Here is a 25,563-nt window from a genome sequence, read left to right as displayed (position 1 = left end):
GGCGGAGGAGGGAGGCGACGCGGAGCGTCGTCGACTGAGGGCAATGACTGAGGCAGAGTCGCAGGAGGGCGGGGGTGTGTGCCGCCGCACCCGTGCGCCGGTGGCGAGCGCGGTGGCGCGCGTCGCCCGTGAAGGTGAGTTGCGAATGATTCGCAATCTGGCTGATTCTGCTGGAGCAACGGGTCCTATCTGGGATGATCCGCTCTACCTACCGGGCAACTACCGGAATTCCCAAGGCCGTTAGGGCATGACTGTCATGCAGAATCGTGCCTGCCCACCTTTGCTTGTACGTCCCCGCGAACACACTCCTGCGGGCCTACGATCGGGTCGCCATGACAGCAGCAGAAAAGCATCAGGTGAGCCGGACAGCCACCCCTCGATCGGGGAGTCGGCTGAACGGTCGCGCGGGCATCCGCGATGTGGCCGCGGCCGCCGGAGTCTCCATCACCACGGTTTCCGACGCACTCAACGGAAAAGGAAGGCTGCCCGAGGCGACCCGGAGCCATGTCCGCTCGGTCGCCGAGCGACTCGGCTACCGGCCCTCGGCCGCGGCCCGCACGCTCCGCACCGGCAAGTCGGGACTGATCGGTCTGACGGTCACCACCTATGGCGAAGAACCCTTCACCTTCACCGAGTTCGCCTACTTCGCGGAAATGGCCCGTGCCGCCACCTCGGCCGCGCTCGCACGCGGCTACGCGCTGGTCATCCTGCCCGCCACCTCGCGGCACAGCGCGTTCGACATCTGGTCGAACGTCGCCCTCGACGGCACCGTCGTCATCGACCCCTCCGACCACGACCCCGTCGTGACCGAACTGATGCGCTCGGGCATCCCCGTCGTCTCCGACGGCCGCCCTGCCGCCTCGCTCCCCGTCACCGCCTGGGTCGACAACGACCACGAGGCCGCCGTCCGCGGACTGTTGGACCATCTCGCCGAATCCGGCGCCCGCCGCATCGGGCTGCTGACCGGCAACACCACCGACACCTATACCCGGCTGTCCACCACCGCCTACCTCCAGTGGTGCGAGCGCGTCGGACAGGACCCGGTCGTCGAGTCCTACCCGGCACACGACCCCTGCGCGGGCGCCGTGGCCGCCGACCGGCTGCTCGCCCGGCCGGACCGGCCCGACGCGGTGTACGGCCTGTTCGACCCCAACGGCACCGACCTGCTCGCGGCGGCCCGCCGGTACGGGCTGCGGGTGCCGGACGATCTGCTGCTGGTGTGCTGCAGCGAGTCCACCGTGTACGCGACCACCGAACCGCCCATCACCACCCTGTCACTGAAGCCCGGACGGATCGGGAACACGGTGATCCAGCTGCTCATCGACGCCATCGAGGGCAGCGGCGGCGGACGGCCGGTGGAGCAGGTGATGCCGACGGATCTGATCGTCCGCACCAGTTCCCAGCGCCTGCCGTCACGGACGACCGTCAGCGCGCCGCGCTCACCCGCGGCGGACTGAGGCCTTCCGCGGCCTTCCGCTCAGCACCCGGATTCCGCTGGCCCGGCCGGGACGGATGACCCTCGTAAGCGGAGGAAAAGGAACAAAAGACCGACCGGTCCGGCACTCGCGTCAATTGCCACCCCCCAGGTGCGTCACAAGCCGCGACCAGCATTCCTATGATGGGTCGACGACACCGGGACGGTTTCGCGACCAGGGCAGAACCGGCAGGTGCACGGAGCGCAGCACGGAGCGCAAAGATGGTGGAGGGGTCTATGACTCAGGGGGCCGGTCAGGGACCCGACGTATGGCACGGCGCGGGCGCTGCCCCGCGGCGTGCACAGCCGCCCGTACCCCCGCCCCCGCCCCCGGTACCGCGCAGGGGCGCGGACGGGGGCGCGGGAGCGCGTACGGGCGGAGACGCCGGGGCGGGCGAGGCAAGGGACGCGCACGGCCCGGTCATGGGCGCCACGGAACCGGAACCGATGAGTCCGCCCGGACTGTCCGGGCCGGTCAGTGCGCAGCGGCCGGTCAGTGCGCCAGGACCGGTGGATACGCCGAGTCCTGCAGCGGGAGGACGGCCCGCGGGGTACACGCCCACCCAGCGCGATCTTCCGGTGGTCAAGGCGGCGTCCGTCCGCGAGCCCACGCTCGTCGACTCCCCCTCGCCCGCACCGGCCGCCACGCCGCACGCCACCGGCGCCACCGAGAGCCCGCTGTACGTGGTCGGCGATGTGCACGGCTACCTCGACGAGCTGCGCGCCGCGCTGCTGACCGCCGGTCTCATCGACGGCAAGGACCGCTGGGCCGCGGGCAACGCGCGCCTCTGGTTCCTCGGCGACTTCACCGACCGGGGACCGGACGGCATCGGCGTCATCGACCTGGTGATGAACCTGTCGGCCGAGGCCGCGGCGGCCGGAGGCTACTGCAAGGCCCTCATGGGCAACCACGAACTGCTGCTGATCGGCGCCAAGAGGTTCGGCGAGACGCCGGTCAACTCCGGAGCGGGCACCGCCTCCTTCCAGGCGGCCTGGCTGCTCAACGGCGGTCAGCGCACGGACATGGAGCGCCTCGAGGAGCACCACATCCAGTGGATGTCCCGGCTGGACGCGATGGCCCTCGCCGACCGCCATCTGCTGGTGCACTCGGACGCCACCTGCTACCTGGAGTACGGCGACACCATCGAGTCGGTCAACGACGCGGTGACCATCGCGCTCCAGAACAACGACGCGGACGAAACCTGGGACTTGTTCCGCAAGTTCACCAAGCGCTTCGCCTTCCGTGAGGAGGGCGCGGGCACGCTCACCGCCCGCGAACTGCTCGACACCTTCGGCGGCGAGCGGATCGTCCACGGGCACAGCCCGATCCCGTATCTGCTGGGCGAGGTCGGCAGCGAGGACGACGACTCCGCCCCGCCGAACGTCACCGGCCCGCACCTGTACGCGGACGGACTCGCGGTCGCCATGGACGGCGGAGTGACCATGGCCGGAAAACTACTGGTCACTCAACTCCCCCTGGCTGAACAGTCAGTTGCCGGGAAGATGTAGCGGAGGGGCGTCCGACAGACGTATCGGCACGGGATGATTTCCTCAAACACCCTGTCAACCCGTGCCGGTAGCGCTCTACCATCGGTTCTGCCGTAGCGAGTTCCCTCCCGTTTCCGCGTCGACCGACAGCGCGGCCCTACGGCCCTACGGAGCATCGGGGGATGTCATGAACAGCGCTCCGCACCTGCTGGCAGAGGACCGGCCCGAATTCGAGCGGGTTCTCGACGAAGTACTGCGCACCGCGCACGCGCGTCCCGGCCTCGCTGAACTGTGGCACGGGCGGAGCGGCGAACAGCTGCGCGCCATGGCGCTGTCCGCCGCCGGTCCCATAGCGTCCAGCGCCGCCCCCGAATACCAGCGCTACACCTCGCTGCGCGAGGAGTTGCGGCGCATGCCGGAAGCGGCGGCCGAGGCGGGCGACGGCACGACGGGTCCCGATTCTCATTCCGATTCCGATTCCGGTTCCGGGTTTGACCCGGACGGCGGCACAGCCGGTACCCCGCCCAGTACCGCAGCCAGTGCCGCGGCCGAGACCGGCGTCGGACCGGGCAGGGAGGGCGCGGCCGGGCTCGGGCTCGCGGGAGTGGTCAGTGCCGGGCTGGGCGACACGGCCGGAGCGGGCGCCATCGCCGTCGTTTCCGTTCTCGCTCCGGTGCTCGCCGGCGCGGCCGCCGTCATCTTCCTGCTCGTCGGCTATGCGATGCACCTGCTCACCCCCGAACCCGCCCTCGCCGGGTCGATGCGCAGCGCGGGCTGGGCCTTCGCGGTGCTGGCCGCCGCCACGGCGCTGGCGGGCATGGGCGGGCTGCTGTTCGCCGCCGTACGCAACGGCGCGCGCTCCAAGCCGGGTTCGGGGCGCCCCTCCGGTATGAGGGCGAAGGCGCCCGCCGCAGGCGCGGAGCCGTCCCCGGGCGGACTCGCGGGGGCGGTCGCGGAGGCGCGGGCCGACTGGCGTGAGGCGCTGCTGGAGCGCGGGGTCGTGCCGTTCCTGCAGGAGGCGCTCACCGATCGGCAGGGCGCCGTGACGGTGGCGGATCCGCATCTTCTCGACGACCACCGCACACCCCGGCTGGGCTACTCGCACCCGGACTACTCCAGCCCGGCCTCACACGGGACCGGTGACCTCACCACCCGGCCCCGCTACTCCAGCCCGGACTACTCCAGCCCCGACTTCCACGGCCCGTCCTACGGCCGCCCCGACTACGAGGGTCCGGGCTGAGGGCTGTCCCGTCATCCCTCGGGGAAGTGCGTCCCGGATCTTCGCAGATCAGCTCTCCGCCGCCCGGTCGAGCGCCTGGGCGAGATCGGCCACCAGGTCCTCGGAGTCCTCCAGGCCGACCGACAGCCGGACGAAACCCTCCGGCACCGCGTCGCCGCCCCAGCGCCCGCGCCGCTCGGCCGTGCTGCGGACGCCGCCGAAACTGGTGGCGTCGTCGACCAGGCGCAGCGCCGCCAGGAACCTGTCGGCGAACGCCTTGTCGGGCAGGGTGAAGGAGACCACGCAGCCGAAGCGCCGCATCTGCCGGACCGCCTGCGCGTACGCCGGGTCACCCGGCGCACCCGGGTGCCGTACGTCGGTGACCTCGGCGCGCGCGCCCAGCGCCTCCGCGACGGCGAGCGCGGACGCCGCCTGCCGCCGCGTCCGCACCTCCAGCGTGGCCAGCGAGCGGTGCGCGAGCCACGCCTCCATCGGGCCGGGAATCGCGCCGACCGTCTTGCGCCAGAGCCGGACGCCCGCGGCGAGTTCCGCATTCCGGCAGACCGCGTAGCCGAGCAGTACGTCGCCGTGCCCGGTGAGCGCCTTGGTGCCGCTGGCCACCGAGAAGTCGGCGCCGAGCTCCAGCGGGCGCTGCCCCAGCGGGGTGGCCAGGGTGTTGTCGACGGCGACCACGGCGCCCTGGGCGTGCGCCGCCTCGGTGAGGCGGCGGATGTCGCAGACGTCCAGGCCGGGATTGCAGGGTGATTCGATCCACAGCAGCCGGGCGCCCGCCAGCGCCTCGAGCTGCGCGTCCCCGCCGGTCGGTGCCGTACGGACCTCCACGCCCCAGCTCTCCAGACGTTCCCGCACGGGCACCAGCAGGTTGTAGCCGTCGGACGGCAGCACCGCGATGTCCCCCGGCTTCAGCTGGGAGAACAGCACAGCCGAGATCGCACCCATGCCGGAGGCGAAGACCAGCGTCTCCACCGCCTCAACCGCCTCCACCCCCTCCGGCCCTCCCGGCTCTCCCGGCTCTCCCGGCGCGGCGGCCCCTCCCGCGTCCGGCGCCTCCAGCTCGCCGATCGCCCGCTCCAGCGCCGTCCAGGTGGGGTTGGCGTCGCGGCCGTAGGCGTACGGCGCACCGGCCGGGTCGCCCGGCAGGTGGTAGTGGGCGGCGAAGACCGGGCCCGGCAGCGGGGGTGCGTACGGCTCCTCCTCGGGCAGGCCCGCCCGCACGACCCGGGTGCCGTCGCCGTCGCTGATGCCCATTTCGATCCTTCTCCAGCCGGTCAGCCGAGAGCCGCCCCGTCCGGCCGCTCCGCACGGTGCACCGTAACCGGAACCGTGAAGCGGGCGTCAGCCGCGGGGGACGGCCGCGGGCAGGGTCGGTTCAGTCGTCCTCGGGCAGCAGCATGTTCAGCGCCCAGGAAACGATGGAGATGATCAATCCGCCCACCAAGGCGGTGCCGAAACCCTCGACCTGGAAACTCAGATCCATCCTGTCGGCGAGCCAGGAGGTGAGCAGCAGCATCAGCGCATTGATCACCAGGGTGAACAAGCCGAGGGTGAGCACGAGCAACGGCAGCGAGAACAGCTTCACGATCGGCTTGACCACGAAGTTCACGAGACCGAAGATCAGAGCGACGACAATCAGGGTGAGAGTCTTGCGGCCGGTGTCATCCCCGGTCAGGGTGATGTCGCTGAGCAGCCAGATGGCCACCGCCAGCGCTCCGGCGTTGGCGAGTGTCTTGATCAGGAAGTTCGTCATGGGTCGATGGTTCCAGAGTTCGGTGGAAACCGGAGGGGCGTGGATGACGCCAGGTCACGGATGAAGGCGTTCCGGCTGGAAGAGCTGGAAGCGGAGCGGGCCGCCAACGACGGCGCCTACCTGCGCTTCCTTCGCGAGCGGCACATGTCGGTCGGCCTCTACGCGCTCGACAAGGGGGCCGCGGACCCGCAGCAGCCACACGGGCAGGACGAGGTGTACTTCGTGGTCAGCGGCCGCGGCACCCTCACCGTCGGCGACGAGTCGACGCAGGTCGCGCGGGGCAGTGTGGTGTACGTCCCAGCGGGAGTGCCGCACCGCTTCAGTCACATCAGCGAGGACCTCCGGGTGATGGTGGTCTTCTCCCCACCCGAGCGCTGACCAGGAGGTCTCCGTGTGAGCCCGCTGGTCCCCCTGTGAGCGGAGGCGGGCGTACGGGTTCCGTAGGGGTCCGGTCAGGGACGAACCGGGGCAGGTGCCGTCCCATCGGCGCTCCCGCCCGCCTAGCATCGAAGACATCAGGCCACGCAGGCAACACGTGCCGGACACCTGACGGCACCCCAGCACCTCAGGAGAGTTCTCATGGCCGTAAAGGAAACCCTCGCCGCACTGCCCTGGTGGGTGAAGTGGGCGGCGATACCGCTGCTGGCGCTCCTCGTCTTCGGCGGACTGATCGCGGCGGTGATCAGCTTCGTCGTCGGTGTGCTCTTCAAGGTGCTGTTGTTCGTGGCGCTCGTCGGCGGTCTGATCTATGTGGTGCGCCGCTTCACTTAGGCTTCCGCCGCCGCCCGCTGCTCCCGCTCCTCCCCCGGCGCTCTGCGGGGGGCGCCGCGGGGGCTGCCGAGGGCACGGCCGGGGGCACGGCCGGAGTCGGGCCGTCCTCCGGTGTGCGGTCCGCCGAGACCACCAGCGCGGCCAGCAGCGTCGTCAGCGGCACGGAGACCACCAGGCCGACGGAGCCGACGAGCGTACGTACGATCTCCTGCGCGACGAGCTCGCTGCCCGCGACCGTGCCGACGCTGCTCTCGGCGATCGTGAAGAGCAGCAGCAGCGGGAGCGCGGCACCCGCGTACGCCAGCACCAGGGTGTTCACCACCGAGGCGATGTGGTCGCGCCCGATGCGCATCGCGGCGGCGTAGAGCTTGCGTCTGCTCGCAGTGGGGTCGGCCTGCCGCAGCTCCCACACGGCCGACGTCTGGGTGACGGTCACATCGTCCAGCACGCCGAGGGAGCCGATCAGCACGCCCGCCAGCAGCAGCCCTTGGATCTCGATGTCGGGGTAGAGGCCGTGCACCAGACCGGTCTGGTCGTCCGTGTTGCCGGTCAGATGCGACCAGCCTATGAAGAGCGAACCCAGCACGCCGATCAGCAGCAGTGAGACCAGGGTGCCCAGCACGGCGACGGACGTACGGGCCGAGATGCCGTGGCACAGATACAGCGTCACCAGCATGATGGCGCTGCCCCCCACGACGGCCACCACCAGCGGATTCGAGCCGTCGAGTATCGCGGGCAGAATGAAGAGGGTGAGCACCGCGAAGCTCACCACCAGCCCCACCAGCGCCAGCACCCCGCGCAGCCGGCCCACCAGCACCACCACCAGGGCGAAGAGCCCGGCCAGCAGCGCCATCGGCAGGGTGCGGTCGACGTCGATGACGCTGTACTGGAGATCACGCGGCGCCTTCTCCGCGTACGCGACGACCACCTGCTGACCCGTGCTGAGGGTGCGCGTCGCGTCCGGTGTGATGATCTCGGTGAAGGTGCGGCCCTTGTCCTTGCCGTCGGTCACCTCCACGGTCGCCTTCTGGCAGAGGTCGGCCGCGGTGTCCTCCTCAGGGCCCGGCTGATCGCCCTGCTGACCGCCCGGCTGCTGGCCGCCTGCCGGCGGCTGCGGCTGGGCGTTGACGTCCTCACACTTCACCTCGTGGACGGCGGTCACCCGGGCGTCGAAGGTCGGCCGGTCGAACCCGACACCACTGGGTCCGCTGTCCCCGGCGGAGGTACCGCCCGGCCACAGCACGATCAGCCCGACGGCGACCGCGGAGGCGAACGGGACCAGCACCACCGCGATGATCTTGCGCAGGCGCAGCGAGACGGGGGCGGCCGGACCATGGCTGTGCGCATGGGCATGCGCGTCGGCGGGGGACCGCGCGTCGACGTATCCGTGGGATTCGGAGGGCGTGCCAGGAGGCGTGCCAGAAGGCGCGGTGGAGGGCGTGCCGGAAGGCGGAGGCGGCGGCGCGCCCTGCTGCGGGCGCCGCGGAGGATTCCGGGGCGGAGGCGGCTGCGGTGTCGGGGTCACCGCCAGATCATCGCAAGTACGACGGGGCGGCCTGGCCAGCACCACGGGTGTGCCGCTAGCGTGGGGCCACCTTTGCACATCGCGGGAGCTCCGAGCACGGGGCTGAGAGGGCGCTGAAGCAGCTGCGCCGACCGCCGAACCTGTTACCGGGTAATGCCGGCGTAGGGAGTGGGTCTCATGACCATGCAGGATGCACACACGCAGGCCGAGGTGCCGGAGCCGCGCAAGCCGGGCTGGCACAAGGGCTATGTGAGCGGTTCGCGTCCGGACATCCGGGTGCCTGTCCGTCAGGTGCACCTCACCAACGGGAACGACGTGACGCTGTACGACACGTCCGGCCCGTACACCGACCCGAACATCGAGACCGACGTACGCCGCGGCTTGGCCCCGCTGCGCGAGAACTGGATCATCGCCAGGGGCGACACCGAGGAGTACGCGGGCCGTGAACTGAGGCCCGAGGACGACGGTGTCAAGCACACGGCGCTCAAGCACACCGCACCGCGCGGCGGCGTGGTCGGCAAGGGCACCGGCGGCGACAACCCGGGCGGCAGCGGCAGCGGGACGGCGGATCTCACCGGGCTGGACGCGGTCTTCCCCGGCCGCCCCCGCCAGCCCCGGCGCGGACGGACCACAGCCGACGGCACCCGCGCCGCCGTGACACAGCTCGCCTACGCAAAGCGCGGCGAGATCACCCCGGAGATGGAGTACGTGGCCGTCCGGGAGGGATGCGCGCCGGAGTTCGTCCGCGACGAGATCGCGGCGGGCCGCGCCGTACTGCCCGCGAACGTCAACCATCCGGAGATCGAGCCGATGATCATCGGCAAGAACTTCCTGGTGAAGGTGAACGCGAACATCGGCAACTCCGCCGTCACCTCCTCGATCGAGGAGGAGGTGGAGAAGATGACCTGGGCGACCCGCTGGGGCACCGACACCGTCATGGACCTCTCCACCGGCCGCAACATCCACACCACCAGGGAGTGGGTGCTGCGCAACTCGCCGGTGCCGATCGGCACCGTGCCGCTCTACCAGGCGCTGGAGAAGGTCGACGGCAAGGCCGAGGAGCTGACCTGGGAGGTCTACAAGGACACCATCGTCGAGCAGTGCGAGCAGGGCGTGGACTACGTCACCGTCCACGCGGGCGTGCTGCTGCGCTATGTGCCGCTGACCGCACGCCGCAAGACGGGCATCGTCTCGCGGGGCGGCTCGATCATGGCCGCCTGGTGCCTGGCGCACCACAAGGAGAGCTTCCTCTACACACACTTCGAAGAACTGTGCGACATCCTCAAGACGTACGACGTGACCTTCTCACTCGGCGACGGGCTGCGCCCCGGCTCCATCGCGGACGCCAATGACGAGGCGCAGTTCGCGGAGCTGCGCACACTCGGCGAGCTGAACCGCATCGCCAAGGCGCACGACGTGCAGACAATGATCGAGGGGCCGGGCCATGTCCCGATGCACAAGATCAAGGAGAATGTCGACCTCCAGCAGGAGATCTGCGAGGAGGCCCCGTTCTACACCCTGGGCCCGCTGACGACGGACATCGCCCCCGCGTACGACCACATCACCTCGGCGATCGGCGCGGCCATGATCGGCTGGTGGGGCACGGCGATGCTCTGCTACGTCACGCCGAAGGAGCATCTGGGACTGCCGGACCGGGACGACGTGAAGACCGGCGTGATCACGTACAAGATCGCGGCGCACGCGGCGGACCTGGCCAAGGGGCATCCCGGGGCGCAGGACTGGGATGACGCGCTCTCGGACGCCCGCTTCGAGTTCCGCTGGGAGGACCAGTTCAATCTGGCCCTCGACCCGGACACGGCGCGGGAGTTCCACGACGCGACGCTCCCCGCGGAACCGGCGAAGACGGCGCACTTCTGCTCGATGTGCGGGCCGAAATTCTGTTCGATGAAAATCAGCCAAGATATTCGCCGGCAGCACGGCGGTGACATGGGCTTGAACGACGTCGAGGCCGGAATGGCGGAGAAGTCCAAGGAGTTCGCGGAGGCGGGCAACCGCGTCTACCTGCCGGTGGCGGACTGACCTTCCCGCGCGGCGCGTCGCCCCGCCCGCCCGCGTCCGCCGTCGCGGACGGGCGGGGCTTCTCCCAGCCGTCTTTGCCGACGCGGTTCACTGTGCCTCAGGCTCTTCAGTCGAAGGCGCGGAACACCAGTCTTGCCGCTCCCGAGATTCCCCGCCCGACCAACCCGGCCAACCCGGCCGCGCCGGCCTCCGCCGCCAACTCACCCGCATCGGCAGCTGTCTCCGCCCGCCCCGGCGTGCTCCGGCACCTGGAGCAGGTCCGCCGCCAGCGGCGGCAGGCCCCACCGCACTTCTTGCACCTCGTCATGGCACCCAGTATTCCTCCAGGAGCCCCGGCCCGGCTCCCGGGGACTCACAGCAGGGGGCGCCACCGCAGCCCCGTTCCCTACGCACCGCTGTCAGCGGGCATGGCTCGCCTTCCGCTACGCCCACGATCGAGACGCCTACACGCAGCACAAGGCACCGTTGGTGCAGGAGGTTCGCCTGGCCGCACGCGCCACACCCGAGGTGCGGGGCGGAGGGAGTCACGGACCCTCGCCGCACGATGACGGCAGCGTCCGGAGTGTGTCAGCCCCCTGGACGGCACGAGCGGGCGAGCAGGGCCGCGGCGGCGGACAAGGCGGGTTCGCGGACGACGTACCGGGTGATGCCCCAGCGCTCCGCGTGCCGGGCCATCGACGCGAGGATCTCCTCCTCCGTACCGATCCAGGCATACGGCGAGGCCAGCACGGTCTGTTCGGTGCAGCCGAAGCGGGGGGCGAGGCGGTGCGCGGCGGCCTGGGCGTCATCGGTGATCTCCACCAGCTGGACGAGCGCCTCGCGCGGCGGCGCCTCCGTACGCCCGGCGGCGGAGGCGCCCTGCTCGACCAGCTCGACCTGGCGGTCGATGTCGGCGGCCTGCCACCGCACCTCGTGGCCGTGCCCGTCGGCCAGTGTGCGGCCGAGCCCGCTGAGCGCGACCACGTCGGCGTGCTCGCCGGCCCAGCGCAGCAGTGCGGAGTTGCCCCCGCCGAAGGTGAACGGCACCGGCGTCCGCACCGGCCGCGGGGCCTCCAGCCGGGCCCCGTACGCGTACACGTCCGGGCCGTCGAGCCGCACCCGCGCCTCCTCGCTCGCCAGCAGCGCACGGCACGCCTCGGCCACCGCGACGAAGCGCCGTACCCGCCCGGCGACGTCCGGACGGCTGGAGCCGAGCATCTCCCACTCCACGGGCGTGTGACCGGCGCCCAGCGCCAGCCGCGCACGCCCCCCGGACACGACGTCCAGGGTCGCGACATCACCCGCGAGCAGCAGCGGCTCACGCACGCCCGCGCTGGAAACGTACGACCCCAGTTCGATCCGCTTTGTGACCGATGCCGCGGCGGCCAGCGCGACGAACGGGGAGGCTGCCGTGCCCGGATGGTCGGCGGCGAGCAGCGCGTCGAAGCCCGCCGCCTCGCAGGACCGCGCGAGCGCGGTCCACGACGCAGCGTCCTGGGGCTGTGCCTGTACCGAGACCTGTACCGAGTTCGATGCCATCCGCCCGCCCTGCCGCCGCCGGCTGGGACACCCCTCTGCTCAGAGCGAAGTCCCGGCACCTCGGGTCACGGATGCTGAAGCACGTACACCGGAGCACCGCCCTGGGTGGCGTGCACCTGACGGATGCACTGGCGCTTCTGCAGGAAGCGCAGGCAGTCGTGCACCCGGCTGACGGTCAGTCCGGTACGGGAGGCGAGGGCTTCCAGCGAATGATCCGCCCGGCCCTCGCCCACGAGCGACGGCACGAGGACGACGGCCACGGCCCACACGTCGTCCGTGATCGTCAACCGCTCCCGCCAGGCGGCGAGCACGCCGTCGGCGGTGGGCCGCGGCGGCTGCGGTGCCGGGGGGTGCTCGGGTGCGTGCCGTTCCGTCCGCTCGTCCCGCTCCCCTCGTTCCCTCCGCTCCATCCGCTCCAGGACTTCCGCGATCTGCGCCATGGAGCGGGCGAGATCCTGCTGCGTCTCCAGCATCACGCGCTGCTGCTCAGCGTCGCGTACGGGCCCCTGTCGCACCGCGTCCACCAGATCCGTGCGGACCGCCTCCGCCAGCTCCCGGCCTACCGCCATCTCCTCGCGCCGGTCCGCCGCCGCCTCCTCGTCCAGCCGCATGTTGCGCTCTTCGAGCCGGACGATGACGTCGACCACCTCCTGAGGCATCGCGTACGCCGTCGGACCGTCCGGGGACCTCGGCTGCACCTCGGCCTTGGCGAGGGAGTACGAACCGTCGCGCTGGACCGCCACGACCACCTCGGTGACCCAGTTCTTGAACGGCTCGCACTCCCGCTTCACGCATCCGTTGACGAGCCTGACAAGTCCGTTGAGGCTCAACAGCACCATCGACTTCCTGAGCCTGTGACGTGCGGGAATCTCCCAACCCTCACGGGAAATGAGGGATGCCACTACACATCGCATGTGCTCGGGGACATGGCGCCGCAACGCCTCGCTCGTGTTGCCGTGCCCGAGTTCGCGACAGACGTCGGCAGCCGGGAACCAGTGCTCCCCGCCCGGTGTCGTCAGCCTTCTCACGTGGGTGCCCGTCGCCGCGTAGACGAAGTCGTCGATGTTGATCGCGTCCTGCGATGCCGCCTGCTCACGCGGCGCGTCCTGCTCGTACATGAGTGCCACCTCCGTGCCAGACATAACCATGGCAACAGGGGCAACTCCGAGTAGATAAACCTAAATTCACCCGATCGAGGTGTAACCCATGGTTGGGGTGAAAATACTTGAGATATCGGCTAAGACCGCGAAAACCCTCACATAAAAGAGAGCGGCTCGAGGCTCCCCCCTCATGCCTCGAACCGCTCACAGCCTCCGCTCAACGCGCGAAGAACCGCATACACAAGGCTAATTGACTCAGGGGTGTTGTCCAATCACTGTGTCGACATGTACCTATCGATATATTTATGGCTGGGCCACCCAGCGACGACCGAGCACCACGGCATACGGACGCGGAGGAGCGGCCATGGATCTGGCCCTGCTGCGTACCTTCCTGGCAGTGCACCGTGCCGGGTCCTTCACCCGGGCAGGTCCCCTGCTCGGGGTCTCCCAGCCGGCGGTGACCGGACAGATACGGGCACTGGAAAGGCAGTTGGGCCGCCCCCTGTTCGTACGCCAGGCCCGAGGCGTCTCCCCGACCACCGCCGGAGACGAACTGGCACGCAAGATCGCCCCGCACCTCGACGCACTGCTGGAGATCACCGAGGGCGGCCCCGGCGAAGAGCCCTCCGGACGCACCGTGCACCTTGCCGGACCGCCGGAGTTCACCGCGCTGCGCGTACTGCCCGCGCTGGCCCAGCTGGTGGAGCAGGGGCTGACGCTCCGCGCCGCCTTCGGGGACACCGGGGAGAATCTGTCCGGGCTGGCCGCCGGACACTGCGACCTCGCCCTGACCACCTCCCGGCCGCGCGGCGAACTGCTCGCCGCGACCCCGCTGTGCGACGAGGAGCTGGTACTGGTCGCGGGCCCGCGCTGGACCGCACGGCTCGGCGGTCCAGCCGTCGTACGGGCGAAGGGGGCGCGCGCCCTCGACCACGTGCCCGCGCTCTCGGTCCACGAGAGCATGCCCCTGATGAGCCGCTACTGGGCCGCAGTCTTCGACGCGCCGCTCACCCAGTCGGGGGCGATCGTCGCGGCCGACCTGCGGGCGGTGCTGGAATGCGTGGCGGTGGGCGCCGGGATGGCGGTGCTGCCGCGCTATCTCTGCGCCGACGCGCTGGACGCCGGAGAGGTGATCGCCCTGCTGGACCCGCCGGTGCCGCCGCTGCGCACCTACTTCCTGTCGATACGGGCGGGCACGCTGGCGCTGCCGCACATCGCGCGCACCCACGACTGGCTGCTCCGTACGGCGACGGCCTGGTGAAGGGGAGCGGGAGACCGCAACAGTCCGTACGGCCGGGGTTTCGTCCGCACCGCCACGGGCCAGACCTCCTGCATGCCCCCTGAGCGCCCCGTGGTCAAGCGCACCGCCCGCGCCATCCTGCTCGACGGCCCCGACATGATCGTGATCAAGCGCACCAAGCCGGGCCTGGCCCCCTACTGGATCACTCCCGGCGGAGGCGTCGAGCCCGGCGTGGACGCCACCGTCGTCGACGCCCTGCACCGGGAGGTGGACGAGGAGCTGGGCGCCGAAGTGGCCGACGTGGTCCCCGCCTTCGTCGACACGGTGCACCACGCCGAGCACCCCGGCGGCGATCCGGACGGCGTGAAGGTGCAGCACTTCTTCGTCTGCCGCCTCGCCGCCATGGACACCTCGCGCAGGCACGGCCCGGAGGTGGACGAGCCGTGCGGGGAGTACGAGATCGTCCGTATCCCGTTCACCCGGGAGGGGATCGCCTCGGTGGAGGTCGTACCACCGTCGCTGCGCGCCTATCTGGACGCCAACATCGAGGGCGTACGGGCGCTGCTGGCGCCGGACCTGGGCTGACCGGCTGCCGACTGCCTGCCGGCTGCCTGGCCAGGCTCGGTCAGCCGAACCAGTTCTGGAACGGGGCCGGTCCACTCTCGCGCGCCACCGCCGCCCGGCGCCGCGCCTCGGCCAACGCGCGCTCGGCCTCCGCCCGCCAGGCAGCGGGCTCCGGCTCGGGGTGCGGCGCGGACGGGGCCGGAGCCGCGGGTGGAGCCGGAGCCGCGGGTGGGGGCACGGGCGCGGGCACGTCGGCCGCCGCAGGCGCGGGCGCGGGCAGCGGCTGATGCGCCGGTACGGGCGGCTGCGCCGGTATCGGCGGCGGCTGCACGGGCGACGGCTGGGCGTATGGCTGTTGGGCATACGGCGGCTGCACCGGCGGCGCCAGGGGCGCGGCCGCCACCGGCACCGGCACCGCTGCCGGTACGGGCGGGGTCACCGGCTCGGGCGGGGTCACCGCTGCGGGCGCGGGCGTCGGCACGGCGGGCGGCGCCGCGGGTGCCTGCGGGGGCACCGGTGCCGCTGATGCCGCGGGCTCGGGCGCGGGCTCGGGCTCGGGTGCGGGCTCGGGCGCGGGCTCGGGTGCGGGCTCGGGTGCCGCAGCCCGCACCGGCTGGTGCTCGCGCGCCGCCGGCTCCGCCGGACCGCGCTCCCGCGCGTCACGCGCCGCGCCGAAGTAGTCGCCGCCCTTGCGCCGGTCGTCGTCCGTGCCCCATTCGCGCCTCGTCCCCTTCGGCGCCTTCTGCAGCTGCGGGATGTGCTTTGCGCAGTGGAGGTACGCCTCCTCGACCGACACCCGCACCCACAGCTGCGCCCGGCGCCCCGGCACCGGGTCCATCGGCAGGTCCGGGTGCTCGGCACGGATCTCCGCGTCCTCGACGAGTTCGGCGCTGCCGTTCACGTGCAGGCCGATGCGGGCGCGCAGGAAGTCCACCATCAGGATGCCCAGATGCGGGTTCTCCCGGAGGTTGCCGAGGCTTGCGTGCACACCGTTGCCCCGGTACTCCGGGTAGAGCAGGGTCCGGTCATCCAGCACCCGGAGAAATCCCGGCGGGCCGGCGCGGAAGCTGTTGTCGCACTCGCCGCGCCGGTCGGCGGTCGCCAGGAAGAACATCTCCTGCTGGCCGGTGAACTCCCGCATCCGCTCGTTCAGATGGTCAAGCACCTGCTCCTCGTAGAAGCGGTCGGCGCGGGTGTGGGTGCCAAGTCGCTGCTGGAGCGCGTGCTCGCCGTCGCTGCCCGGCCGGGACGGGGTGCCGACGGCTCTGGAGTGCTCGTGCGCGTCCACGTGCCGCCCTGATGCTGCCTCGGCGTCTGCCACCTCTACCGCTCCTTCATCCCCTGGGCGGCGCCCTGCCGGCCCTGGTCTCTGCTGCGTTTCGTCTTCCCTGCCGAGTTGCGTGCGGCGTGCGCCCTGCCTGCGGCGGCACCCGTGGTCTGCCGTCGGCCGTCGCCACTACTCAGCGGCGGCGACCAGCGCTTCGAGGGAGTCGTGCCGTATCCGGTGCGGGGGGATACCCGATCCGCGCAAGGCGTCCAGGGCGCTGCGGATCATGCCCGGAGGTCCGGACAGATAGCCGTCATAGGCGGACCACGGCCCGTAATGACGGACGATGTCAGGAAGCTGGCCGGCGAGCGGCGGCTCCATACCGGCGGGCATCCGGCTGTGCGCGCTTCCCCGGGCAGGTCCCTCCGAGACGACGGTCCGTACCGACAGCCACGGGTGACGGCTCTGCAGTCCCATCATGGTGTCGAGGTCATAGAGGTCGTAGTCGCTGCGCGCACCGTAGAAGACCTCGACCGGACGGGAACGGCCGTGCTCGGCGACCTCCTCGACAAGCGCCTTGATCGGAGCGATTCCGGTGCCGCCGCCGAGGCAGAGAAGCCCGCTGTCCGTCGTGTGATCCACCGTCATCGAGCCGGTGGGCGGGCCGAGCCGGACGACGTCCCCGGGCCGCGCCCGGTGCACGAGCGAGCTGGAGACCCATCCCGCGGGCACGGCCTTCACGTGGAAGCTGAGCAGTCCGTCGGAGCGCGGGGCCGAGGCGAACGAGTAGTGCCGCCACACCCGCGGCCACCACGGTGTCTCGAGGCTGGTGTGCTGGCCCGCCCGGTACGGATAGGGCTGGTCGGGCCGTACGGTCACCACCGCGACGCCCGGCGTACGGGCCTCGTGCGCCACCACCTCGGCGTTCCACCAGGCCGGCGCCCGCTTCTCGTCCTCCGCCGCCGCGTCGATCATGATCTGCGAGATCATCGTGTAGGCACGCACCCAGGCGTCCTCGGCTGCTTGGCTCCAGGTCGTCTCCGCATAGCGGGTGAGCGCACCGATGAGGCATTCGCCGACGGCCGGATAGTGCTCGGGAAGGGTGCCGTACTTGCGGTGGCCGCGCCCCAGGCCCGAGAGGTATTCGGACAGCACGACCGGGTCGTCGGCGAGCCGGGCGGCGGTCAGCAGTGCCCTGAAGATGCGGTCGCGCTGCGTGTCCATGGAGGCGGGGAAGAGCTCGCGCAGATGGGGGTGCTGCACGAAGAGCATCGCGTAGAAGTAGGCGGTCGCCGAGTCCGCGACGGGCTCGACCTCCTCCAGGGTCCGGCGGATGAGCCCCGAGTCGGATGTGGGCTCGCGGACCTCGGCGCGCGGCGCCGGGGCGGGTGCGGGTGCGGGTGCGGGTGCGGGCGGCGGGGCCGCCGCTGCGGGCTCGGGGCCGCGGGGTATCGCGCCGTCGGTCCAGGCGGGGTCCGGGCGCGCCTCATCGGTGGCGCGCTGGTGTTCCTCGCTGGTGGGTGCGGACGGCTCCGCCCGTACCCGCGCCTCGGCCTGTGCGGCCGGGTATGCGGCATCGCCGCCGGTCTCCGCCCCGGCCTCGGCGGTCGCCCGCCGCACCGCACCGGAACCGACCGGGCGTATCGGCGTCACCGCGCGGCTGGGTATCTCCACAGGCGCGGGCTCACGCTCCCGCTCCGCTGCCGTGGTGTCCTTCCTGGGCGAGGAGAACCAGCTCCAGGCGCCGCTTTCACCGCCGCTGCTCGCGCCGCTGTCACTGCCACGGCCGCTGCCGTCACCCGCCGAAGTGCCGTTGTCGGCCGACGTGGTCGTCATGATCTGCCTCGCCTCGAACGTCTTCCGGTCGGACCACGCGCATCCCGAAGCCAGAAAGTGCCTGCAATTGCGACCCCCTGAGAAGCTGACATCCCACCCCGGCCGGGGGCCGAGTGCCCTGGTGCGCCTCCCGCGTTGTCGTCAGCCGCCGACGCTCCGCGTCGACTCCCTCCTCCGCCTCGGACCCGACGACACCGGTCCCTCGTCCTGATCTCGACCGGGGTGGGACGTCAGCTTCTTAGGCATCGGCCGTGAATCACAGCCCGGCGATGCGGAGTCGACCATACCGTTATGACTTCCGTTCACAAGCCCCGTTCCTCTCGGGCGGATTCGCTGATTCCTCCCGACAGGGAAAGACCGGGTCGTACTCACTCATGTCCGGGCAGCGCACGCAGATCACCACCCGTGTGCCCGACCGAGGCGAGTTCCCGCAGAAGGTCACCAGCACGCAGGTGGTGAACCGCCTTACGGTGGAGGCTGGTTCACCTCCCGCTGACAAGTGGCCCCCGGGGCCGCGCGCCCGGTCACGATATCCCCGATCCGGACACACAATCCCTACCGGATCTTCACCTCGATGAGGAGTGGCAGGGCGTCGAGCGGTTAGTGCCTGCCCGAGATCCCACTCCTCCTCGTACTCGCCCTCGAGTACAAACGGATACTCCCCGGGCCGGACGACCCGAGGGCGGCCGGGAGACGACGGTGAGGCCATGGAAAAACCACCGGCGGTACAGCGCGGCAGACGTCTTCCGCCCCTCTCCCGACCCCTCCGGCTGATCTGTTTGGTGACCCACGTGCTGGTCTCCGTCGCCTGGCTCGGCCTCGCACTGTGCATGCTGACGCTCGCCCTCATGGGCGCGACGACCGACGGAGCCGCCGCCGACGAGGTCGCCTACCGGGCGATGAGGACCTTCGGCGACTGGCTGCTCGTACCGATCTCCCTGCTCGCCCCGGCCACCGGACTCGTGCTCTCCCTCGGCACCCACTGGGGGCTGGCGCGGCACCGCTGGGTGTACACCAAGTTCTGGATCACCCTCGCGCTGGCCACCCTCTCCCTCCTGGCCTTCCGGAGCGACCTCCACCACGCCGCCGCGCTGGTCGCCGACGGGCAGCCGGTGCCCGGCGAGCAACTGCTCTACGGGCCGTCCGTCTCGCTTGCCTGCTTCGTCCTGATCATCACGATCTCGCTGGTCAAGCCCTGGGGCCTCACCCGGCGCGGACACCGATGGCGGGAAGAGCGGCGCACCACACGTACGGCCGGAAAACGGGTGGCCTCCCTCGCCGGCGATCCGGCAACCTGATCAACCGTGACCTCACCCGCATCCGCCGCCCTGCCGATCCGCCGCCTCACACCCGGCGACCTTCCCGCCTGTCTCGAACTCGCCGAGGACCGCGGCTGGGAGCCCGAGGACCACAAGTGGCGGCTGCTGCTCACCGCCGGGCGGGGGTACGGGGTGGACGCGCCCGACCGGCCGGGCGGGCTGATCGGCACGTACGTCCTCACCTCGTACTCCGGCGGGGGCGGTGTACACGGGGGCGGTGTACACGGCGGCGCGTACGGCTGCCTCAGCATGGTGCTGGTCGCCGGGCGCTGCGCACGGCAGGGACTGGGCCGCCGCCTGGTGCGGCACGCGCTCGACGAGTCCGGCCCCGCCGCGACCTTCCTGGCCGCCACCGAGGAGGGCAGGCCGCTCTACGAACAGCTGGGTTTCAAGAGCGTCGCCCACACCACGGTACTGCGGGGCACCTTCACCGGCGAGCTGCCGCCCTCACCGCCCTCCGCGCCGTCCCCGCCGCGCGCGCCCGCGCGGGTGCGCGGCGCCACGGCCGCCGATCTGCGGGGCGTCATCGCCCTGGACTCGGAGGCGTTCGGCGCCGACCGCACCGAACTGCTCGCCCGGCTGCCCGCCTTCGCCGACCGCTTCGTGGTCGCCGAGCGCACCGGTGGCTCCGGCGGCAGCGATGGCACCGGCACAGGCCGCGTCCTCACCGGCTTCGCCGCCTGCTGGCCGTCCCCCTCGGCCACCGTCATCGGCCCCGTCGTCGCCGAGGATCTGAGCACCGCCCAGGCCCTGATCACCGAGCTCGGCACCCGTACGACCGGCCCGGTCCGCTATGACGCCGACTCCCGGCACGGCGCGCTGGAGGAGTGGTTGCACGGCAACGGCCTGGCCGAGGACCTCGTCTTCAGCCTGATGACGCACACCGCCCCGGATCTGCCCGGCGACCTCGGCCGCCGCTTCGCGCCGTATTCGGTGGCGCTGGGCTGAGCGGACAGCCGCAGAACCCCGCTCACCACACGGGCCGCAGCGGCGGCAGCTCCGTACCCGCGAGCGCGCGGATCACCCGGACGAGGTCCGTGCGCAGCCGCCCGAGCTCGGCCGCACCGGTTTCGGCTTCCCCCCCGGCGCCGAGACGGGTCGCCAGTTCGGCCTCCAGGCCGTGCAACAGCCGACCTGCGACGGCCAGATGCGCCTGGGCCGCCTCCGTGAGGACCACCAGCTTGCGCCGTCCGCCCGCCGGGTGCGCCTCGCGTCGCACATACCCGCGCCGCTCCAGGTCGTCGACGATCTGGCCCGCTGCCTGCTTGGTCACCCCCAGCCGCGCCGCCAGTTCGCTGCTGGTGGCGCCTGCCGGGCCGAGGGCCTGGAAGGCGAGGCCGTGCACCGGGCGCAGGTCGGGGTAACCGGCCTCGGCGACCCGGTCGTTGAACTCGCCCAGCAGCAGCTGGAAGGCCAGGCCGAGCAGGAAGGTCAGCTCGGTGCCGTACAGAGGATCGTCGCTTTCCACGGGACCCATGATGACAGAGGCAAGTCAAGGTGCTTTACTCAACCGAGTAAAGCACCTTGACTCATGCTCACGGAGGACAGCGCCCATGCACGTCATCACCCCGGACCTGGCCCGCACGACCACCACCCCGAACGCCGTCGTGACCAGCCTGGCCACCCCCGCCCTCGGCAGCACCGCCCTCACCAGCTGGCAGGTCCGGATGCGGCCGGGCGCGGCCGGCCCCCTGCACACCATGGACAAGGAACAGATCCACGTGGTCACGGCGGGCTCGCTCACCATCAGCATCGGGGACCGGACAGAGACCGTCACCGCCGGTTCGGCCCTCATCGTGCCCGCAGGCGCGGAACGCCGCGTACAGGCGGGCGACGAGGGGCTCGAAGCCCTGGTCAGCATGCCCGCGGGCGGCCAGGTCACCGTCCCCGGCGAGGCTCCCCGCCCGCTCCCCTGGGCGCAGTGACCGGTTCACCCCAGCCGGCCCCGGTGGAGGGCCGCCGCACCGGCGCCGCGTCGCCCGCGGCAGGCACGCCGGTGGCCGTGGCTGTGGCCGTTGCCGTGGCCGGGCGGGGCGCCGCGGCAGCCGCGATGACGGTGCCGCCGCTCCGCCCGCTGACCCGCCCGCCGTCCCTGCCCCCGCCTCGGCGGTCCAGCGTGGCCGCGAGGGCGGCCAGTCCGAGCGCGGAGGCGGCCAGGGCCGCTCCCACCCAGTTCGGTGCGGTATGCCCGAACCCCCCGCTCAGCACCAGCCCGCCGAGCCATGCGGCCAGCGCGTTGCCGAGGTTGAAGGCGCCGATGTTCACGGCGGAGGCGAGGGTCGGCGCGTCCTCCGTCTGGTCCAGCACCCGCTTCTGGAGCGGGGGCACCGTCGCGAAGCCGAAGGCGCCGATCAGCGGCAGCGTCAGCGCGGCGCCCAGCTTGTCGTGGGCGGTGAAGGCGAACAGGGCGAGCACGACGGCCAGCGCGGTCAGTGACACGTACAGCAGCCGCACGGGTGCACGGTCGGCGAAGCGCCCGCCGACAAGATTGCCCGCCACCATGCCGAGCCCGAAGAGGACGAGCAGCCAGGTGACGGAGGACTCGGCGTAGCCCGCCGACTCGGTCATCATCGGCACGAGATAGGTGATCGCGGCGAAGACACCGCCGAATCCGAGCACGGTCATCCCCATGGCGAGCAGCACCTGCACGTTACGGAAGGCGGCCAGCTCTCGGCGGATCCCGCCCCGCTGCCCGTCCGCGGCCCGTGGTGCGTCCTTCGGCACGAGCGCCGCGACCCCGGCGAGGCCGAGCACCCCGAGCAGCGCCACCGCGACGAACGTGAAGCGCCAGCCCGCCTGCTGCCCCAGCAGGGTGCCCAGCGGGACCCCCACCACGTTGGCGACCGTGAGCCCGGTGAACATCATCGCGATCGCGCCCGCCTTCTTCTGCGGCGCGACCAGTCCGGCGGCGACGATCGCGCCGATGCCGAAGAACGCGCCGTGCGCGAGGGAGGCGATCACCCGGCCCGCGAGCATCACGCCGAAGACGGGGGCGGCGGCGGAGACCGCGTTGCCCACGACGAAGAGGCCCATGAGCAGCATGAGCATCCCCCGGCGGGACACCTTCGAGCCGAGGATGGCGAGCACCGGCGCCCCGACGACCACGCCGAGGGCATAGCCGGTGGCGAGGTATCCGGCGGTGGGGATGGAGACACCGAAGTCCGCAGCCACCTGGGGCAGCAGGCCCATGATCACGAATTCGGTGGTGCCGATCCCGAACGCGCCGATGGCGAGCGCGAGGAGTGCGAGCGGCATGAGGATGCCTTCCCTGTTCGACGGAGGGCGCGGGTGCAGATGCCGCCGCGCAACCTTTACCAGCGTAGACAATAATTGCAGACGCCCCATACATGCAAACGCAGGCAATTGCGGAAGTGTTCTATCCTGTGTTCCAGGGCCCGTGCAGGAGCCCGGCCCCGGCATCGAGGAGCGCACATGACCACACCGGAACCCGGCCCCGCCCAGGGCTGGTGCGCGCTCTCCGCCCTCCACGGCCGTATCGAGTCGCACATCGAACGGGCGCTCCAGGCGGGCCACGAGCTGAGCGTGCGCGAGTTCACGGTGCTCGACGTACTCAGCGCACAGCACGACGGCCCCGGCGGCCACTTCCGGATGCACCAGCTGGCCGACACCGTCGTCCTCAGCCAGAGCGCCACCACCCGGCTGGTCACCCGCCTCGAGGACCGCGGCCTGCTGTCCCGCTATCTGTGCCCGGACGACCGCCGGGGCATCTACACCGACGTCACCCCGGCCGGGCACGCCCTGCTCGAACAGGCCCGCCCCACCAACGGCATCGCGCTGCGCGAAGCCCTCGAAGCCGCGGAGAAGCGGCCCGAACTGGCCCCGCTCGTCGCAGCGGTACGGGCGCTCGATCCGGTCGCCTGAGCCGGGCGTAGCCTGCCGTTATGAACAGCGCGTCAACACCGGGGGCCTCCCCCGCAGCCACCGGGCCCGAAGCCACCGGCCCCGAAGCCAGGGACCTCACCATGCGGCACGCGAGGGCGGCGGACCTCCCCGCCCTCGTCGGCATGCTCGCCGACGATCCGCTGGGCGCACAGCGCGAGAGCCCCGACGACCTCACCCCGTACGAGCGGGCGTTCGAGCAGATCAGCGGCGACCCGCAGCAGCACCTCATGGTCGCCGAACAGGGCGACCCGGCCCGTACGGTCGGCACCCTCCACCTCACGGTGATCCCCGGCCTCTCCCGGCGGGGCTCCAGCCGCGCCCTGATCGAGGCGGTCCGGGTGCACGGCGACGAGCGCGGCGACGGCCTGGGCACCCGGCTCATCGCCTGGGCGATCGAGGAGTCCCGCCGCCAAGGCTGCGCCCTGGTCCAGCTCACCTCGGACGCCACCCGTATCGACGCCCACCGCTTCTACGAGCGGCTGGGCTTCGAGGCATCCCACCTCGGGTTCAAGATGCAACTCTGAGCCGTCCCGCTGAATCGTTCCCGCTGAGCCGCCCCGACAGGCTGTCGCCAGACCGATGTCCCGGTGAAGTCGTAAAAATACTCGTACGTCGCTCGTGTCTTCGTACGCCCTGACTCGTTGCCCCTGACAGGGGGGTGAGCCACGCCGACGGCCATCCCGGGGACGGGGCACTGCCCGGTGGGAGGCACACATGGTGCACGAAGGCGTACTGCTGGAGTCGAAGACGCTGCGCGCGAGCCTGGCGGAGCACACGGCAGCGGTCGACGCGCTCGACAAGACGAAGGCGCTGTCGCTGCTGCCGGACGACACCCATGTGACGACGCGGATGGTCGCCGCGTACTTCGAGGTGGGAACCGAGGCGATCCGCTCTCTGGTCAAGGACCACCGGGGCGAGCTGAGGGCCAACGGCTACCGCTTGGTGGAGGGTGTAGAGCTGAGGTCCTTCAAGGACCTCTGTGGAATCGACCGACATGTGCGCTCCGTTGCCGTCTTCTCCCGCCGCACTGTCCTGAACGTCGCGATGCTGCTCCGCGACAGCGTCATCGCACGTCAGGTGCGTACGTACCTGCTCGACGCCGAAGCGCGGCAGACTTTTCCACAGCCCGAATCCCCTGTGGAGAAGTCAGTTGTCCACAGCCTCGTCGAGTGGCTCGACGCGCGCATCGCGCAGACGGTGGCCCGGGAGATGGAGGAGTACGACGCGCGCATGGCACAGGTCGCGGAGGACTCGGTGCGTGCCGTCATCGGGCAGGCCGTCATGCCCCTGCTGAGTCACGCAGTGCAGGCCGACCGGGAGCGGCGCCATGAGATGTCGGAGATCCGGCGCGAGTTGGCGCGGATCGACAAGTCACTCCGGACGAGGATGCCGGTCGGAGGGACGGCCGCCCTGGACGCGATGAACCGGCGCCAGTTCGAGGACCACATCACGGGTCTCTGCCGCCGCGACGGCTGCGTCGGCCTCGCCAACACCAGCGGCAGCAGCGACCTGAGCGCCGGCCTGGTCGGCCGTACGGCGCAGGGGCGCACGCTGGTGGTGCAGTGCAAGCACTTCGCGCCCTACCGCAGGGTGGAGAGCGGGAGATGCAGAAGTTCATCGGCATGGCGCGGGTGGAGTACGAGGCGGATGTCGCGCTCTTCGTCACGACGGCTACCTTCAGCCCCACTGCCATGGACCTCGCCGCGCGGCACGGGATCACCGCGGTGCACCGGCGGTTGCTGGAGTCGTGGAGCGCGGGAGCGAAACTGCACGCGCTGGACTGAAGGGCTGTCCGGTCCCTGTCGTTGGTCCCGAAGCCGCAATACGTAGTTGCGGCTTCGGGCACGGGCAGCCTACGCCCCGCTTCTGGCCCGCGCACCGCCGCCCGCGCCCGGGCTGCCGTCGGCGCCGAGGCCGCGCAGCAGCGTGTCCACCACCAGCGTGGCCAGCGCGTCAGGGTCGGGGTCCGCGCCCGCGCGCCCGGACAGGCGTTCCTGTGCGGCCTCATGGATCAGCGCGTAGTAGACGCGCCGCGCCCACTCCAGGTCCACACCGGCCGCCAGCACGCCCGCGTCCCTCGCCCGTACGAACAGGTGCGCGCACTTGTCGGCGACCTCCTCGTGGAGCCGCGCGACCTCGGAGCCGGGCGGGGAGGGGCGGCTCATGGCGAAGCCCCAGCCGAGCTTGATCTCCAGCACGTTGGCCGTCGCCCGGTGCAGTGCGATCAGCGGCGGCACGGCGTCGGATGCGCCCGTTTCCACGGCTGCGGCGAACTTCCGGGCCGCCCATGCGGTCATGGCCTCCACCAGGGCGTCCCTGGTCGCGAAGCGCCGGTGCACGGTGGTGCGGGCCACTCCTGCTGCCTCGGCGATCTGCTCCATCGTGGCGGAGGGGTCCGCGCTGAGGACGCGCTCCGCGGCCTCCAGGATCGCCCGTACGGTCCGCTCCGCGTCCGCGCGCAGCGGACGGTCCTGCTGCTGCCGCATTCCCGACCTCCTGTGTGCCGCGCCCGTTGCCGACCCGATCGAAGA

Annotated in this window: 24 protein-coding genes; 14 read left to right on the top strand and 10 right to left on the bottom strand. The window is 71.5% G+C overall.

The window, feature by feature from the left end; genetic code table 11:
• Positions 1 to 332 precede the first annotated feature (332 nt).
• The 3 genes from LHJ74_RS04995 to LHJ74_RS04985 all read left to right on the top strand — a co-directional run bounded on the left by LHJ74_RS04995 (position 333) and on the right by LHJ74_RS04985 (position 4,202).
• Positions 333 to 1,457, top strand: coding sequence for a LacI family DNA-binding transcriptional regulator (locus LHJ74_RS04995; protein ID WP_260216271.1), 1,125 nt, complete (start codon positions 333 to 335; stop codon positions 1,455 to 1,457).
• A 239-nt stretch (positions 1,458 to 1,696) separates the two neighbouring features.
• Positions 1,697 to 2,983 (top strand): metallophosphoesterase, encoded by a 1,287-nt coding sequence (locus LHJ74_RS04990; RefSeq protein ID WP_260216270.1) that lies wholly within the window; start codon positions 1,697 to 1,699, stop codon positions 2,981 to 2,983.
• A gap of 166 nt (positions 2,984 to 3,149) precedes the next feature.
• Positions 3,150 to 4,202, top strand: coding sequence for a hypothetical protein (locus LHJ74_RS04985; protein ID WP_260216269.1), 1,053 nt, complete (start codon positions 3,150 to 3,152; stop codon positions 4,200 to 4,202).
• Positions 4,203 to 4,250: 48 nt separating this feature from the next.
• Here the strand turns inward: LHJ74_RS04985 and LHJ74_RS04980 are convergent, their stop codons facing one another.
• Together LHJ74_RS04980 and LHJ74_RS04975 are read right to left on the bottom strand one after the other, a co-directional pair.
• Positions 4,251 to 5,450, bottom strand: coding sequence for a cystathionine gamma-lyase (locus tag LHJ74_RS04980; protein ID WP_260216268.1), 1,200 nt, complete (start codon positions 5,448 to 5,450; stop codon positions 4,251 to 4,253).
• Between the two features lie 121 nt (positions 5,451 to 5,571).
• A complete protein-coding gene (locus LHJ74_RS04975) occupies positions 5,572 to 5,949 on the bottom strand; it encodes a phage holin family protein (protein WP_260216267.1) in 378 nt (125 codons plus the stop codon).
• Between the two features lie 60 nt (positions 5,950 to 6,009).
• Between LHJ74_RS04975 and LHJ74_RS04970 the strand changes: the two genes are divergently transcribed.
• A complete protein-coding gene (locus tag LHJ74_RS04970) occupies positions 6,010 to 6,327 on the top strand; it encodes a cupin domain-containing protein (protein WP_260216557.1) in 318 nt (105 codons plus the stop codon).
• A 201-nt stretch (positions 6,328 to 6,528) separates the two neighbouring features.
• On the top strand, positions 6,529 to 6,720 hold the full coding sequence (locus tag LHJ74_RS04965; protein WP_260216266.1) for a DUF5326 family protein: 192 nt from the start codon (positions 6,529 to 6,531) through the stop codon (positions 6,718 to 6,720).
• On the opposite strand, the gene LHJ74_RS04960 is transcribed toward LHJ74_RS04965, so the two are convergent.
• Complete coding sequence (locus LHJ74_RS04960; protein WP_260216265.1) at positions 6,713 to 8,245, bottom strand: YibE/F family protein; 1,533 nt, start codon at positions 8,243 to 8,245, stop codon at positions 6,713 to 6,715. The two genes, LHJ74_RS04965 and LHJ74_RS04960, sit on opposite strands and share 8 nt — an antisense overlap.
• A 177-nt stretch (positions 8,246 to 8,422) precedes the next feature.
• Here LHJ74_RS04960 and thiC point away from each other — a divergent pair, with 177 nt between their 5' ends.
• Positions 8,423 to 10,285 (top strand): phosphomethylpyrimidine synthase ThiC, encoded by a 1,863-nt coding sequence (gene thiC, locus LHJ74_RS04955; protein ID WP_311203258.1) that lies wholly within the window; start codon positions 8,423 to 8,425, stop codon positions 10,283 to 10,285.
• Positions 10,286 to 10,852: 567 nt separating this feature from the next.
• Here the strand turns inward: thiC and LHJ74_RS04950 are convergent.
• Positions 10,853 to 11,803, bottom strand: coding sequence for an LLM class flavin-dependent oxidoreductase (locus tag LHJ74_RS04950; protein ID WP_260216264.1), 951 nt, complete (start codon positions 11,801 to 11,803; stop codon positions 10,853 to 10,855).
• A 65-nt stretch (positions 11,804 to 11,868) separates the two neighbouring features.
• The gene (locus LHJ74_RS04945) at positions 11,869 to 12,921 is read right to left on the bottom strand and encodes a BRO-N domain-containing protein (RefSeq protein ID WP_260216263.1); all 1,053 of its coding nucleotides are present in this window, start codon (positions 12,919 to 12,921) and stop codon (positions 11,869 to 11,871) included.
• 346 nt (positions 12,922 to 13,267) lie between these two features.
• Here LHJ74_RS04945 and LHJ74_RS04940 point away from each other — a divergent pair, with 346 nt between their 5' ends.
• Both LHJ74_RS04940 and LHJ74_RS04935 read left to right on the top strand, forming a co-directional pair.
• Entirely contained in the window at positions 13,268 to 14,164 is an 897-nt protein-coding gene (locus LHJ74_RS04940; RefSeq protein ID WP_260216262.1) for a LysR family transcriptional regulator, read from the top strand.
• 72 nt (positions 14,165 to 14,236) lie between these two features.
• On the top strand, positions 14,237 to 14,728 hold the full coding sequence (locus LHJ74_RS04935; RefSeq protein ID WP_260216261.1) for an NUDIX domain-containing protein: 492 nt from the start codon (positions 14,237 to 14,239) through the stop codon (positions 14,726 to 14,728).
• A 40-nt stretch (positions 14,729 to 14,768) separates the two neighbouring features.
• On the opposite strand, the gene LHJ74_RS34340 is transcribed toward LHJ74_RS04935, so the two are convergent.
• A complete protein-coding gene (locus LHJ74_RS34340; RefSeq protein ID WP_375546660.1) occupies positions 14,769 to 16,028 on the bottom strand; it encodes a pyridoxamine 5'-phosphate oxidase family protein in 1,260 nt (419 codons plus the stop codon).
• Positions 16,029 to 16,163: 135 nt separating this feature from the next.
• Positions 16,164 to 17,810: a globin domain-containing protein gene (locus LHJ74_RS04925; RefSeq protein WP_260216260.1), complete on the bottom strand. Its 1,647-nt coding sequence runs from the start codon at positions 17,808 to 17,810 to the stop codon at positions 16,164 to 16,166.
• A gap of 782 nt (positions 17,811 to 18,592) precedes the next feature.
• Here LHJ74_RS04925 and LHJ74_RS04920 point away from each other — a divergent pair.
• Both LHJ74_RS04920 and LHJ74_RS04915 read left to right on the top strand, forming a co-directional pair.
• On the top strand, positions 18,593 to 19,108 hold the full coding sequence (locus LHJ74_RS04920; protein ID WP_260216259.1) for a DUF2269 domain-containing protein: 516 nt from the start codon (positions 18,593 to 18,595) through the stop codon (positions 19,106 to 19,108).
• 6 nt (positions 19,109 to 19,114) lie between these two features.
• A complete protein-coding gene (locus tag LHJ74_RS04915) occupies positions 19,115 to 20,077 on the top strand; it encodes a GNAT family N-acetyltransferase (RefSeq protein WP_260216258.1) in 963 nt (320 codons plus the stop codon).
• A 22-nt stretch (positions 20,078 to 20,099) separates the two neighbouring features.
• On the opposite strand, the gene LHJ74_RS04910 is transcribed toward LHJ74_RS04915, so the two are convergent.
• Complete coding sequence (locus LHJ74_RS04910) at positions 20,100 to 20,606, bottom strand: MarR family winged helix-turn-helix transcriptional regulator (RefSeq protein ID WP_260216257.1); 507 nt, start codon at positions 20,604 to 20,606, stop codon at positions 20,100 to 20,102.
• Positions 20,607 to 20,682: 76 nt separating this feature from the next.
• Here LHJ74_RS04910 and LHJ74_RS04905 point away from each other — a divergent pair, with 76 nt between their 5' ends.
• On the top strand, positions 20,683 to 21,054 hold the full coding sequence (locus LHJ74_RS04905; RefSeq protein ID WP_260216256.1) for a cupin domain-containing protein: 372 nt from the start codon (positions 20,683 to 20,685) through the stop codon (positions 21,052 to 21,054).
• Here LHJ74_RS04905 and LHJ74_RS04900 read toward each other — a convergent pair.
• The gene (locus LHJ74_RS04900; protein ID WP_260216255.1) at positions 21,008 to 22,384 is read right to left on the bottom strand and encodes an MFS transporter; all 1,377 of its coding nucleotides are present in this window, start codon (positions 22,382 to 22,384) and stop codon (positions 21,008 to 21,010) included. The genes LHJ74_RS04905 and LHJ74_RS04900 overlap by 47 nt on opposite strands.
• Before the next feature lie 177 nt (positions 22,385 to 22,561).
• On the opposite strand from LHJ74_RS04900, the gene LHJ74_RS04895 reads away from it, so the two are divergent.
• The 3 genes from LHJ74_RS04895 to LHJ74_RS04885 all read left to right on the top strand — a co-directional run bounded on the left by LHJ74_RS04895 (position 22,562) and on the right by LHJ74_RS04885 (position 24,816).
• Complete coding sequence (locus LHJ74_RS04895) at positions 22,562 to 23,011, top strand: MarR family winged helix-turn-helix transcriptional regulator (RefSeq protein ID WP_260216254.1); 450 nt, start codon at positions 22,562 to 22,564, stop codon at positions 23,009 to 23,011.
• A 101-nt stretch (positions 23,012 to 23,112) separates the two neighbouring features.
• The gene (locus LHJ74_RS04890) at positions 23,113 to 23,556 is read left to right on the top strand and encodes a GNAT family N-acetyltransferase (RefSeq protein WP_260216555.1); all 444 of its coding nucleotides are present in this window, start codon (positions 23,113 to 23,115) and stop codon (positions 23,554 to 23,556) included.
• A gap of 1,080 nt (positions 23,557 to 24,636) precedes the next feature.
• Positions 24,637 to 24,816, top strand: a complete 180-nt coding sequence (locus LHJ74_RS04885; RefSeq protein ID WP_260216253.1) for a restriction endonuclease — start codon at positions 24,637 to 24,639, stop codon at positions 24,814 to 24,816.
• Positions 24,817 to 24,885: 69 nt separating this feature from the next.
• On the opposite strand, the gene LHJ74_RS04880 is transcribed toward LHJ74_RS04885, so the two are convergent.
• Positions 24,886 to 25,518: a TetR/AcrR family transcriptional regulator gene (locus tag LHJ74_RS04880; RefSeq protein WP_260216252.1), complete on the bottom strand. Its 633-nt coding sequence runs from the start codon at positions 25,516 to 25,518 to the stop codon at positions 24,886 to 24,888.
• Positions 25,519 to 25,563 lie beyond the last annotated feature (45 nt).

The sequence above is a fragment of the Streptomyces gossypii genome, from assembly GCF_025165795.1.
Taxonomy (GTDB): Bacteria; Actinomycetota; Actinomycetes; order Streptomycetales; family Streptomycetaceae; genus Streptomyces; species Streptomyces gossypii.
This window is presented reverse-complemented; position numbering and strand designations above follow the sequence as displayed.